Source organism: Phyllobacterium sp. GQ127 (assembly GCF_059758635.1).
Window position 1 is genome coordinate 1,284,297 of record NZ_JCAXDZ010000001.1, and the last position, 13,095, is coordinate 1,297,391.

General features: G+C 50.8%; 12 protein-coding genes. 6 read left to right on the forward strand and 6 right to left on the reverse strand.

Annotation, left to right across the window (positions count from 1 at the left end; translation table 11 throughout):
* Positions 1-55 precede the first annotated feature (55 nt).
* From ugpA to AC6CHM_RS06565, 3 genes are read left to right on the forward strand one after another with little or no spacing between them, the layout of a single operon-like run.
* The gene (gene ugpA, locus AC6CHM_RS06555) at positions 56-946 is read left to right on the forward strand and encodes a sn-glycerol-3-phosphate ABC transporter permease UgpA (protein WP_115052504.1); all 891 of its coding nucleotides are present in this window, start codon (positions 56-58) and stop codon (positions 944-946) included.
* 14 nt (positions 947-960) lie between these two features.
* Complete coding sequence (gene ugpE, locus AC6CHM_RS06560) at positions 961-1,809, forward strand: sn-glycerol-3-phosphate ABC transporter permease UgpE (protein ID WP_498172435.1); 849 nt, start codon at positions 961-963, stop codon at positions 1,807-1,809.
* Between the two features lies 1 nt (position 1,810).
* Positions 1,811-2,881, forward strand: coding sequence for a sn-glycerol-3-phosphate import ATP-binding protein UgpC (locus AC6CHM_RS06565; protein WP_307279296.1), 1,071 nt, complete (start codon positions 1,811-1,813; stop codon positions 2,879-2,881).
* 57 nt (positions 2,882-2,938) lie between these two features.
* On the opposite strand, the gene AC6CHM_RS06570 is transcribed toward AC6CHM_RS06565, so the two are convergent.
* From AC6CHM_RS06570 to AC6CHM_RS06585, 4 genes are all read right to left on the reverse strand, one after another.
* The gene (locus AC6CHM_RS06570; RefSeq protein ID WP_498172437.1) at positions 2,939-3,721 is read right to left on the reverse strand and encodes a MetQ/NlpA family ABC transporter substrate-binding protein; all 783 of its coding nucleotides are present in this window, start codon (positions 3,719-3,721) and stop codon (positions 2,939-2,941) included.
* 23 nt (positions 3,722-3,744) lie between these two features.
* Positions 3,745-4,410, reverse strand: coding sequence for a methionine ABC transporter permease (locus tag AC6CHM_RS06575; RefSeq protein WP_115052501.1), 666 nt, complete (start codon positions 4,408-4,410; stop codon positions 3,745-3,747).
* Positions 4,400-5,440 (reverse strand): methionine ABC transporter ATP-binding protein, encoded by a 1,041-nt coding sequence (locus AC6CHM_RS06580; protein WP_162802500.1) that lies wholly within the window; start codon positions 5,438-5,440, stop codon positions 4,400-4,402. The genes AC6CHM_RS06575 and AC6CHM_RS06580 overlap by 11 nt, the downstream gene beginning before the upstream one ends.
* Positions 5,441-5,773: 333 nt before the next feature.
* Complete coding sequence (locus AC6CHM_RS06585; RefSeq protein ID WP_498172439.1) at positions 5,774-6,874, reverse strand: NADH:flavin oxidoreductase/NADH oxidase; 1,101 nt, start codon at positions 6,872-6,874, stop codon at positions 5,774-5,776.
* 85 nt (positions 6,875-6,959) lie between these two features.
* Between AC6CHM_RS06585 and AC6CHM_RS06590 the strand changes: the two genes are divergently transcribed.
* Together AC6CHM_RS06590 and AC6CHM_RS06595 are read left to right on the forward strand one after the other, a co-directional pair.
* The gene (locus tag AC6CHM_RS06590) at positions 6,960-7,268 is read left to right on the forward strand and encodes an ArsR/SmtB family transcription factor (protein WP_115052498.1); all 309 of its coding nucleotides are present in this window, start codon (positions 6,960-6,962) and stop codon (positions 7,266-7,268) included.
* 397 nt (positions 7,269-7,665) lie between these two features.
* Positions 7,666-9,957, forward strand: coding sequence for a putative bifunctional diguanylate cyclase/phosphodiesterase (locus AC6CHM_RS06595; protein WP_307279308.1), 2,292 nt, complete (start codon positions 7,666-7,668; stop codon positions 9,955-9,957).
* A 52-nt stretch (positions 9,958-10,009) separates the two neighbouring features.
* Here AC6CHM_RS06595 and AC6CHM_RS06600 read toward each other — a convergent pair whose 3' ends face one another.
* Positions 10,010-11,824 carry an acyl-CoA thioesterase gene (locus tag AC6CHM_RS06600; protein WP_307279312.1) on the reverse strand — a complete coding sequence of 605 codons (1,815 nt, stop codon included), beginning with the start codon at positions 11,822-11,824 and terminating at the stop codon, positions 10,010-10,012.
* Positions 11,825-12,124: 300 nt separating this feature from the next.
* Here AC6CHM_RS06600 and AC6CHM_RS06605 point away from each other — a divergent pair, with 300 nt between their 5' ends.
* Positions 12,125-12,271, forward strand: a complete 147-nt coding sequence (locus AC6CHM_RS06605; RefSeq protein ID WP_307279315.1) for a hypothetical protein — start codon at positions 12,125-12,127, stop codon at positions 12,269-12,271.
* Positions 12,272-12,286: 15 nt separating this feature from the next.
* Here the strand turns inward: AC6CHM_RS06605 and AC6CHM_RS06610 are convergent, their stop codons facing one another.
* On the reverse strand, positions 12,287-13,084 hold the full coding sequence (locus tag AC6CHM_RS06610; RefSeq protein WP_498172441.1) for an inositol monophosphatase family protein: 798 nt from the start codon (positions 13,082-13,084) through the stop codon (positions 12,287-12,289).
* Positions 13,085-13,095 lie beyond the last annotated feature (11 nt).

A 13,095-nucleotide genomic window follows, 5' to 3' on the forward strand; every position in this document is an offset into this window, starting at 1 on the left:
AAGATACCCGCCCGTATAATCTCATACGGGCGGGCTTTGTTTAAAGCGAGGCATCATGGCATCGTCAACGCGTGTCACTTTTCCCAACAAGTTTCTGCCCTACCTTCTGCTGGCACCTCAGTTGGCAATCACGGCCGTCTTTTTTTACTGGCCTGCATCGCAAGCCATTCAGCAGTCCGTATTGCGGGAGGATCCATTTGGATTGTCGACGCAATTTGTCGGGCTAGCCAATTTCAAACGCGTTCTGAACGATCCCAATTATCTGAACTCCCTTCAGGTGACTGTGATATTCTCGATTGCCACGGCCTTGATTGCCATGGCCTTTGCACTGTTGCTTGCGGTGATGGCCGATAAAGTCATACGTGGCAAAGGCGTGTACCGGACATTGCTGATATGGCCCTATGCCGTAGCTCCTGCGATTGCCGGCATGCTTTGGCTGTTTCTATTCAACCCCTCAATGGGTACATTGGCATATCTCCTTCGCTCGACGGGATATAATTGGGATCCGCTGCTTAATAGTGATCAGGCGATGGTGCTTGTCGTTGCTGCCGCTTCTTGGAAACAGATTAGCTACAATTTCCTGTTTTTCGTTGCGGGCCTGCAGTCCATTCCTAAATCGCTGATCGAAGCTGCGGCCATTGATGGCGCCGGAGAAACAAAGCGTTTTTGGACCATTATATTCCCGCTTCTCGCGCCAACGACATTTTTCTTGCTGGTCGTTAATACGGTTTACGCCTTCTTCGATACGTTCGGCATCATTCATGCCGTTACAGGGGGCGGTCCGGGAAAAGCAACAGAAACTCTGGTCTACAAGGTCTACAATGACGGGTTCGTCAACCTGATCCTTGGCGACTCGGCGGCGCAATCCGTTATTCTGATGGTAATTGTCATTGCTATGACAGCGGTACAATTCCGCTATGTCGAGCGCAAAGTCCATTACGGCTGAGGGGAACCAGAGTCATGATTCAAAACAACCCCATAGGCCGCATCATCGCCCATATCATTTTGATTGTCGGCATTTTGATCGTTGTATTTCCAATCTACTACACCTTTGTAGCGTCAACCCAGACATTGCAGGATATTATCCGTCCGCCACTATCGTTGTTGCCGGGAGGTCATTTCTGGGAGAATTATTCCAGCGCTCTTTTCGGTGGCATCAGCAAGATCGGCGGCGTTGGCGTTGACCGTCTTTTGCTCAACACGCTTGTCATGGCGCTCGGCATTGCCATCGGCAAAATCATCATTTCCATCTTGTCCGCCTACGCGATCGTATTTTTCCGCTTTCCGGGACGCATGTTTTTCTTCTGGTTCATCTTTATAACGCTGATGCTGCCCGTCGAAGTGCGCATTCTGCCCACCTACAAAATTATGGTCGACCTTGGACTGATCGATACCTATACAGGCCTTATCCTTCCCCTCATGGCTTCGGCTACGGCCACACTTTTGTTCAGACAATTCTTCATGACAATTCCAGGCGAGCTGGTTGAAGCAGCCCGCGTGGACGGGGCTGGCCCGTGGCGCTTCTTCAAGGATATTCTGCTGCCCTTGTCGAAGACCAATATCGCGGCCCTGTTCGTCATCCTCTTCATCTATGGCTGGACCCAATATCTCTGGCCATTGCTCATGACCAATCGCAACGATATGGCGACCATCGTCATTGGGCTGCGCAAAATGATCGACTTCACAGACGCCAACACACAATGGCATCTGGTGATGGTCACCTGCATTCTCGCCATCCTGCCCCCAATTCTGGTCGTTGTTTTGATGCAACGCTGGTTTGTGCGCGGACTGGTTGAAACGGAGAAATAATATGGCAAGTGTAGAACTAACCGATGTCCGCAAAGTCTATGGAAGCTCCGTTGAAGCGGTAAAGGGCGTAAATATTTCTATCAATGACGGTGCGCTATGCGTGCTGGTCGGTCCATCGGGCTGCGGAAAATCTACTCTGCTTCGAATGATTGCCGGCTTGGAATCCATTACGGACGGCACTGTGAAAATCGATAGCACAGTCGTTAATAATCTCGGTCCCGCTGAAAGGGACATCGCCATGGTTTTCCAGAATTATGCGCTTTATCCGCATATGAAGGTCTACGATAACATGGCATACGGGCTGCGTAACCGCGGCATGCCTAAAGACGAGATCGACAAACGCGTTAGGGACGCCGCACAAATCCTTGAATTGACTCAGCTTCTCGAGCGACGCCCCAAGGAGCTTTCCGGTGGCCAACGTCAGCGTGTCGCAATGGGGCGCGCCATTGTACGCAGTCCGAAAGTGTTCCTCTTTGACGAACCGCTTTCCAATCTGGATGCAAAACTGCGTGGCCAGATGCGAGTGGAAATTAAAAACCTGCAACGCCAACTGGGCGTGACCAGCGTTTACGTTACCCACGATCAGCTGGAAGCAATGACGCTTGCAGACATACTCGTAGTCATGAACGGCGGTGCGGTCGAGCAAATCGGAGCTCCGCTGGATATATACGAGAAACCGGCAAGCACCTTCGTAGCAAGTTTTATTGGCGCGCCGCCCATGAACCTCGTCCCTGTCACGGCCGATGGTTCGGGACTCATCCTCAAGGATGGCACGCGTATTGGTGCTCAAGGTCTGGCGGTTCCAACATCGGGCGCTGTCATCGGCTTCCGTCCTGAAGATCTGGAAGTATCAGCAGGAACCAACACTCATATTGGTGGTTTGGCGCTTGATCTGAAGGTTCTTGGTGTAGAACCAGTCGGTGCGGAGAGCTATGTTTATGGCATTATTGGCGGTGAACGTGTCGTTGTCCGTGTGTCCGGACGCTCTACCTCACAGACTGACGATCATCTGCGCGTGATAATTCCAAAGGAAAAGCTGCATCTCTTTAATGAGGCAGGAAAACGTATCTGAAAGCAAAAAACCTCCCCCGTTTCCAAGGGAGGTCTTCATTCGGGCTGGCAATATTGATTACCAGCTTGGAACGGCAGCGCCCTTATACTTGTCCAAGATGAACTGCTTTACAGGCTCCGAGTGATAGGACTCGACCAATGTCTTTACCCAAGGCTTGTCCTTATCCGCGGTGCGGACTGCAATCAGGTTGATGTAGGGTGCCTTCTCGCCTTCCTTCAAGATCGTGTCCTTCATCGGATCAAGACCGGCTTCAAGCGCGTAATTGGTATTGATTGCTGCTGCATCAACGTCATCAATGGAACGTGGCAGTTGAGCGGCATCGAGTTCAACGAATTTAAAGCTCTTGGTGTTTTCCGTCACATCGGCTGGAGTAACTTTCAAGCCCACGCCGTCTTTCAGCTTGATTGCACCCTTGTCAGCCAGAATAAGCAAAGCACGTCCGCCATTGGTCGGATCGTTCGGAATCGCAATTGTAGCTCCGTCCGCCAACTCATCGAAACTCTTCACTTTTTTCGAATAGATGCCCATCGGAAAATTGACCGTGTAAGCGACGTCAACAAGGTCGAATTTGCGATCTGCAATCTGATTGTCGAGATATGGCTTATGTTGGAAAGAGTTGGCATCGAGCTCGCCATCGTTCAGTGCCTGGTTTGGCACGACATAATCGGAAAATTCCAATATCTCGATATCAAGACCCTTGGGCTTTGCAACTTCCGCAACCTTTTCCAGAATTTGCGCGTGCTCGCCCGGTGTCACACCAATCTTGATTGTTTCGGCCAAAGCCACAGTCGCGCTTAGGCTCATTGCCAAGGCGGCGACGCCAAGAATCTTTTTCAGCATTTTATACTCCTGTTCAAGAATGATTACTTTGGTCGATTACGCTTGTCGAATTGACGAGCTAGCCGGTCACCCGCGCTCTGCACCAATTGCACGAGCACGATGAGGACGACCACGACGATGGCCATCACGTCCGGCATGAAACGTTGGTAACCATATCGGATACCAAGATCGCCTAGTCCGCCACCGCCGATTGCGCCGACCATGGCCGCATAGCCAATGAGGCTGACGATCGTAAGCGTTAGGGCTGAAGCGATACCGGGCCGGGCTTCGGCAAGCAGAACCTTGAAAACGATCTGCATCGGACTAGCACCCATAGCACGCGCAGCTTCAGTAAGACCGGGATCGACCTCACGAATCGCCGTTTCAACCAAGCGGGCAATAAAGGGTATCGTTGCAATGGTCAGCGGAACAATCGCGGCCGTTGTACCAATGGAGGTGCCTGCAATAGCCCGCGTGAATGGAATGATGGCTACAACCAAGATGATAAACGGCGTGGACCGAGTGGCATTGACGACAAGTCCCAACGCCTTGTTTATTGAAGGAGCTGGAAAAAGTTCACCGCGACCGCTCGTTGCCAGAAATACTCCAAGCGGAATGCCAAATAACGACCCTATCAGGCCGGCCACGGCAACCATGTACAGTGTCTGTCCTGTTGCCTTGAATAAAAGAGCCAGAATATCAGCGGACATAGCCCAACACCTCCGATGACAGACCATGATCGGCGAGGAAATTGCGTGCTAAATCTATTTTTTCCAGATCAGCCAAGAGCGAGACAACCAGCATGCCGAAGGGTCTGCCTGCAATCTCGTCGACTGCTCCAGCCATGATATTGACCTCAATACCCAGATCACTGCCAAGCCGCGCAAGCATAGGCTCCGTTGCGTTCTCCCCCTTAAAGATAACTCGCAAGATGGTATGCGAGCCAGGTGTGGCAACGTTGGTCATGCGGCTTGTGAGAAACTCGGGAAGATGCATTCCAGCCAAGCCGCCGAGAAGTGCCCGTGTCGTTTCATGCTTGTGGCCGGTGAACACATCGAATGTTGCACCCTGCTCGACAATGCGGCCACCATCAATAACGGCCACATGAGCGGCTATCGTTTTGATCACTTCCATTTCATGCGTGATCAAAAGAACTGTAAGCCCCAGATCGCGATTGATTTTCGTCAAAAGCGCGAGGATGGAGCGCGTTGTTTCCGGATCGAGTGCCGAGGTCGCCTCATCCGAAAGCAATAATTTGGGTTCCGTCGCCAAGGCGCGGGCAATACCGATACGCTGCTTTTGACCGCCAGACAGTTCAGAAGGGTAGCGGTTACGTTTATCGGAAAGCCCGACCAGATCAAGCAGAGGGGTTACCCTCTTCTCGATCGTCTGCTTGTCGATACCGGCAATTTCCAAAGGCAACGCAATATTATCAAAGGCAGTCCGGGAAGACAGAAGATTGAAGTGCTGGAAAATCATGCCAATCGAGCGCCGTACGGAGCGAAGGTTCTTCTCATCCAGACCTGCTACATCCGTACCATCAACCAGGACATGACCGGAGGTAGGTTTTTCAAGACCATTAACCAAGCGGATAAGCGTCGATTTACCTGCCCCCGAACGGCCGATGATGCCAGTTACTGAGCCACGAGGAACGATGAGGTCGACATCGTCCAGTGCAACAACCTCGGCTCCGCTGCTGCCAGCGCCAAAACGTTTTGATACTTGTTGAAACTCAACCATAGGCTTGGCGGTCGATCCATCGCCTGGCCGCAGATCGAGGGGGCTTTGTGCCGTTTTATTCATAACTGCCATATTCATTTGCGGCGCTCGCACAACCGCCCTGTTGTCTGTTTGCGACCGTCTATATAGACGATCTGCGATTTTCGATAGGCCTTGACAACAGACATGAACATTTCAACTTCGGATTGTTGATGGCAGCTATGTGCCGTTGCCATCAACATAGGTGATGCCTGCCGAAATCGACACGCAAGATATTTCTCAAATTTAACGCGGGCCGGAATCTTGTTCTAAAGATCGCGGCTATCGTAGCCAATTAGGCTGTTATCTAATTTATTATGCTGCAGCGCGGTATCGCTCCAACCAATGGGCATATGCTGGTGGCAGAATCCATGACGGCTTTTCAACGCCAAGTTCTTTGGCTGCGCGATAAGGCCAATGAGGCTCGTCGAGCAGCGGGCGACCAAGCATGACAAGATCAACCGATCCATCACGCAAAAGACCCTCCGCCTGTTGCGGGGTGCTGATGTACCAGGATGTTGATGCCGGCAGGCCGGTTTCATTTTTAACACGGGCAGCAAGAGGACCAAGGAAAGCAGGGCCCCAAGGAATATTGGCTTTGCCACCGGAGAAGCCCATACTGACGTCAATGAAGTCCAATCCATCGGCCTTTAGCAGTTTTATCAGCTCGATTGCTTCCGCCACTGTTTCTTCATCATTGCCATCATACTCAATCACGCCAAGGCGCATTGTCAGGGGTAAGTTCTGCGGCCAGACCTTGCGTACTGCCTGCAGCGTTTCACGAAGAAAGCGCGAGCGGTTTTCGAAACTGCCGCCATAGGCATCTGTACGTTGGTTGGAATGTTTGGACAGGAAGCTTTGGGCAAGATAACCATGCGCAAAATGTAGTTCCAACCACTCGAAGCCACTCGCAAGAGCCCGTGTTGCACTGTCAACGAAAGCATTTTTTATGCCTTCTATTTCGGCCAGCGTCATTTCCCGAGGTATCTTCGATAAGCCGCCGCCATAAGCTATCGCGGAAGGCGCAATGATTTCCCAACCGCGCGGATCATCGGAAGCGATGTGATCGTCCCCTTCCCATGGCCGATTTGCACTTGCCTTACGTCCGGCATGTCCGATCTGTATACCTGCGACTGCTCCCGCCGCTTTGATCGTTTTGACCGCCTTAGCCAATTCTGCTGCTTGGGTATCGTTCCATAGTCCAGAGCAAGCCGGAGTAATCCGGCCTTCCGGAGTGACGGCCGTAGCCTCCACGATAACAAGGCCAGCACCTCCTCTGGCTAAACCGCCCAAATGTACGTGGTGCCAATCATTGATTACACCGTCGACCGCGGAATATTGGCACATTGGTGATACTGCGATGCGATTACGTAGCGTGACGCCCTTAAGGGTAAAGGGCTCAAAAAGAGTGGTCATAGGTCTTCTCCAAACTGCAATTGTTCGATTGTTCGATATTATTCGAACAATAGCAATACACAAAAATTTGTGTTATCAAGGAATCATGAGACAGTTTGTGCATCCTTCTTCGTCGGATATTCGGCTTGAATCCGTACTTCACGCTTTGAGCGATCCGGTTAGACTTTCAATTGTCCGGCAATTGGCCCGTGAAGGTGAAGCCACATGTGCAGCGCTTGATGGCGGTCGCCCCAAGTCAAGCATGTCCCATCATTTCCGTATTCTGCGGGAGTCGGGCGTTGTAAAAACCCGCAACGAAGGGACATCCCATATGAACGAGCTTCGATCACATGATCTGGAGAACGTTTTCCCTGGCTTACTGACGGCAATTCTCAATGCCACGCCAAATATTTGAGCCCCAAACTTCAGCTTGAGCCGTCACATTTCCTAAAGGGATGGAGGCTTCAAGCCAAATTCCGCTTATCAACAAGTCAAACAAGAGTGAATTCTATAAAGACTATACTTTGCGCAGGAAGTATACGATAATAAATAATAAATTGTTATTTTGCCGATATATGCAGTCAACAATTAGATTCCAACCAATGATACATATGTTGCACTTGACATCTATCCTCAATTGTCTAGATTTTTCTGCCTTAAAGACATTGGTAACTAATATAAAGAATGTGAAGTATTTTAACGAATACAGAACTCAAAACGGATAAGACTGACTGGTCCGTTTTATCTTGCCGAGGCTCCGCGTGCGACTGTCAAGCTTCCATACTTTTGACGCTGTCCGATCGATGTTCGGCATGCGCGGAAACATAAATCCCGTTGTAAAACGCCGTGTTTACGCGGAGCAGATGGACGTTGCACTCAGGCTGGCGCCTTTCACGGTTCTGGTGGCAATGTGTGTTGTGTTCGTTGTCACTTACGTTTTCTGGGACCTCGGCCCCCGCCCCTATTTGGCTGGCCTGGCGTTGGTCGTCGCTTTCATGACCGCCGTTTCCCTATTTGCCTGCTGGCAATGGTATAATGTTCCGAAAGTAAAGGAACTGGGCTTTGATGCCATAAAGTACCTCATCATCGTATCTGCTCTCTATGGCATTTGCCTTGGAAGCATACCACTGATGCTTTTCCTGGATGCCGACGCCTATCACCGGCTCCTCATAGCTTGTACCGCCGCGGGTCTGATGGCGACGGGCATTGGGGTAGCCGTCGTGCCGCTTGCAGCGATCGCTTATTCCGGCACGATCATCACCGGCTCCTTTTTCGCATTAGCCTCCACCGGCGAGGATTTTTTCCTTTTCATCGCAATTTTGCTGGCCTTCTACGCGCTTTTCATTTTGTTCACCATTGTTCACATGAGCAATCTCATTGTTATGAGGACTCTCGATCAGATCAAGGTGGAGCAGCAAAAAGAGGTTATCAGCCTGCTACTCTATGATTTTGAAGAAAATGCCAGTGATTGGATCTGGGAAACTGATGCTGATCTCAAACTACAGCATACATCGCCTCGCCTTGCTCAGATTTCCGCGAAAGCAATGCGCGACCTGCAGGGCATGCCTTTCGCGCAGCTTTTCAAGATAGACCAATCGCATGCAGACGCAGCGATAAAGGTCGGTTCGATTTGGCAGGCAATCGAAAACCGAACAACTTTCCGCAACCATATCCTGCCGGTGAATATCAAGGGCGAAACACGCTGGTGGTCGCTTACGGGCAAACCAATTTTCGATAATGCCGGCCAATTCGTCGGATATCGCGGCGTTGGGTCGGACGTAACTGCGGCAAAACAATCCGAAGACCAATTGTCTTATCTAGCGCGCTATGACGTGTTGACTGATTTGCCCAACCGTACATTGTTCAACGATCAATTGAGCGAGGCGACAAAGAACCTGGAACACGGCCTGCGCAGCTTCGCTGTGTTCTGCATAGATCTTGATGAATTCAAGACCGTTAATGACAGTTTCGGCCACGGCATTGGCGATCAATTGCTGAAACAGGTCGCCGACCGTCTCCGGGGCAGTTCGCCGTCCACCTACACCGTTGCTCGTTTGTCGGGAGACGAATTTGCCATATTGGCAAATGGCGCCGACCACGCCGCGGCAACGGAACTTGCCCATCAACTGGTACACAATATTTCGCAGCCATTTTGGATCGACGGCATCCAGATCAACATCCATATCAGCATTGGCATTGCGATTGCCCCGACCGATAGCGTCAATGATATTATGCGCTGTGCAGATTTGGCGCTTTACCGTACCAAGAATGAAGGGCGTAACAGCTATCGGTTCTATGAAGTCGAAATGGATGCTCGGATAGAAGCCAAGCGTGCACTCGCCATGGACCTGCGCGGTGCTTTGGCCCGTAACGAATTCATCTTGCACTTCCAGCCGATTGTTTCGGCCTCAACGCTCAAGACTGTCGGGTTTGAAACGCTGTTGCGATGGAAGCATCCCGTTCACGGATTTATCTCGCCGACGGTCTTCATTCCCATAGCAGAGGAAACCGGTAACATTATTCCGCTTGGGGAATGGATCATTCAGGAAGCGTGCCGGACAGCGGTCGATTGGCCCGCCGATATCCATGTGGCAATCAATATCTCGGCGATCCAGTTTCGCCATTCCGATCTTGCCTCGATTGTGCGCGATGCGCTGACAAAGAACAAACTTAATCCCAGCAGGCTCGAACTGGAAATCACGGAATCCGTATTTCTAGAAGCAAATGTCGCTGCTATTTCGCTGCTCCGGCAGTTCCGCGCCATGGGTGTCAGCGTTGCGCTTGATGATTTTGGTACCGGATATTCCAGCCTGAGCTACCTGCGAAAAATGCCCTTCGACAAAATCAAAATCGATCAGTCTTTTGTTCGCGACCTTCCACATAATCGCGGTAGCTTGGCAATTATCAGAGCGGTCATGGGTCTGGGGGCAAGCATGGGCATGAAGATTACTGCTGAAGGTGTCGAGACGCGCGAGCAACTTGCATGCCTTCAAAAGGAGGGCTGCGATCAGGTGCAAGGCTTCCTTTTCAGCCCAGCCGAGCCGGTAGAGAAAACCTTTGCCCTGCTCGAATTTGATCGCGAAAGATATCAGGTCGCAAGCTAGAGCAAATTTTTCTTAGAGTACATGGATCGATCCTGATTGGGCACGCTCGATATCAGGCTTGTCGCTTTGACTGTTCAATCGTTTTCGGGTGGTAGCTAGGTGACAGACGCGAGTCTTTTGGCCAGTATGCCAAAAAGCCCTTGATGACCTCTCCGGGTATGTCGAGCGGGTTATAATTGTCCCTGTCAACAAACATCAATGATTGCTCGCCATGCCCTAGAAGGCCTTGCGAACGGCTGTGAATCTCGTGACTTAAAGTCACGAACTTTCGATTGTGACGAGCAATCTTGATCCTGACAGTAATCTGCTCGAACTCTTTCGACTCCCGCCGGTAATCATGCGTGAAGGAACGGGTAAGAATATAGAAGCGAGTAGTAGCAAGATCAAAATCCGGCATGCAGACATTGAAAAACAACTCGCGCGCTTTGCCGACCCAGCGTACATAATTTGCAAAATATACATTACCGACCGAGTTGGTATCATCGTAGGTCGGAACAAGCTGCATAACGAACCACTCCCCATCGAAGCCATGTGAAGGTGTTGTTTCTTCATTACCCGACGACATCAAAGGTGCAGACATCGCCATACGCAAGGGTTGATCGACAATGTCCACGGGGATGGCTTTAGAGCGCGGCCCGACCAGCTCGATAATAACTGGAAGAGCACCGATAAGACCAATGAATGGCGATATCACCAAGAAACCCGGAATTGGCTCGACATAGCCAATTACAAAAATCAACGATGATCCACATCCAATCATGAAACTCAAAACCGGATCGAAGCGCGCCTTCGCTCCCAAAGCCTCACAAACAAGATTTGCCGACGCGCTGACAAACAGTGTCGCAAACGGCATCATAAAATACATCAGCGAAAAATTTGCTGGCACGGCAGCATAGGAAACCCATGTTGCTCCAATCAGCAGCCAGAGCGGTGAAGACGCAATGTTGTCCGGAATGAGCGCAAGCAACGGACTGTTACTACGCAGGTTTTTTCCCTTCAAAAACCACGAAGTTGCACAGTAAAAGCTGTCAACGGTCGACGCCATGGCTATCGTTGTCCAAATCACGAAGGCCACTGCAAGATAGGGCTGGCCATTTTCAGCAGCCAGTACCGTTGCTGCTGAAACTGCCCCTTGCGCGCTTGGCAAACCATCAATGGAAAGAATGCTGCCAATAGGGCCTACGGCTGACGCCGTCAGTGCATTGAGAAACAGAAACCCAAAAAAGAGCAAGGCTCCCATGCCGTAAGCGAGCCCAACATTTCCCCCTTCGCGCTTGATAGTCACAGCACGTTGCCAATGCTGTATATCCAACCATGGCCCGAGTAAAAAGCCGATCAGCGTTGGCATAATCAGGCCATAGAAACGCGCATCAAAACTTTGCAATGGAACGCCAGGATAAGACGAGGTTTTTGCCAGCCCCAAGTAAAGCACTATGCCGGCGGTCACACCAACCCCCGTATAAACAATGTGCAGCAACTTCAATTGCTGCAAGTTCAGTGCATGGCCAATAGCGCAGGCAAACAGAAGCAGAAGAGCGACACCAAGACCGGAACCTTCACCAACTACGGGCTGCCAGAGATAGGCGACAAATCCGAAGATTGTTACAACCAGCGCGGCCATCTGAAACAGGAGGAAAACGCCCGCATAGCGGCCTTCAATATCTTTGATAATCTGGTCCGGCGAGCGTTTGGTACGCCCTAGAATATAACCGAATAACCAAAGCCCCCCGACATTGGCTATTGCAAATCCAAAGAAGCCCAGCCAGCCATATGTCAGCGTGACATGAATGGAATAAAAGAATCCCAATCCCCAAAGCCAAGAGAGGCCAATTGTCGGCGCCCAAAGTAAATCCCGCACAAACTTCATGATATCCAGCTTTTCCAAAACCGGTGACCCACACACCAACATTAATCGATGTTATTCGCCGTGATAAGTCAATGATTTGCGCCCCATGCGCGCATCATGAAACCGTACTTTTTTAACGTGCTCAATTTGAAGGCAGAATTACTTCATCTAAAGAGGTTTTTGTGCCTATTTGAGCGTATCACCTGCCTAATGTCAGACCAATAACACATCTTCATGGCGACATGCTTTCAAATTTGAGGGCGGGTGCTATTGCCACCATAACAGTCGGATGATCTATAATTGTGGCAGGAAGGAATATTCATGAATCGCAATATGCTTTTACTGGTCATCGGCGGGCTGATCGTTCTGGTCGCAGGTTTGGGATTTTACATTTACGACAAAGAGTCAAAGCCCGATGGCATCGAGCTTAAGATCAATGAGAGCGGGATTTCCATTCAGGAAAACTAACGAGCGTCGAACCGCTTACAGGTTTGCAATTTCCCGCAAATCATTAACGGCGCCCAGGGCAGCGGCAAGGACGGGCGCTCCCTTTGTAAGCCCGTCACCCTTGACCGGAAATGGATGATGCCAGCCACCAGCCTCTTTAACGAGACAATATCCAGCCATACAATCCCAAGCGTGCATGTAGGGTTCGTAATAGCCTACCAGTCTACCGGCTGCCACATAGGCGAGCATCAGCGCACCAGAACCGTTACGGATGAAGTTTCCACCAGCATCCAGTAGCTTTTCGACAATAAGAGCGACACTTGCCGGGCTCACATGATGGTTCGCACCTATTCCTGTGACCGCGTCACGGATTGTTCGCTCGCCATTAAGCGTCAGCAGCTTGCCATTCAGTCGCGCGCCCATTCCCACCGCTGACGCATATAGCTCGTCATTGCATGGAACATAGATTACGCCGATGGCGATTTCTTCGCCGTGGAGCGCAGCAATCGAAATACACCAGCTAGGCATGCCATTGACGAATGGGCTGGTACCATCGATCGGATCGATAACCCACGTATAGTCAGATGTACCGGAGCTAACGCCGTATTCTTCGCCCAATATAGCGTCATCGGGGAAGCTTCCGATAATCCGGGACCGGATAAGCTCTTCTACTTCCCGATCTGCGATAGACACGACATCTTGAGGATCGGCTTTTGTCTCGACAATCAACTGTTCTCGCGCATTGAAATATTTCAGTGCAAGCACTCCGGCTTCAACTGCCATCTTTCGGGCCAAATCCAAGCGGTCTTCAAGATGGGCGGCATGCGATATCATTATCTGTTCCC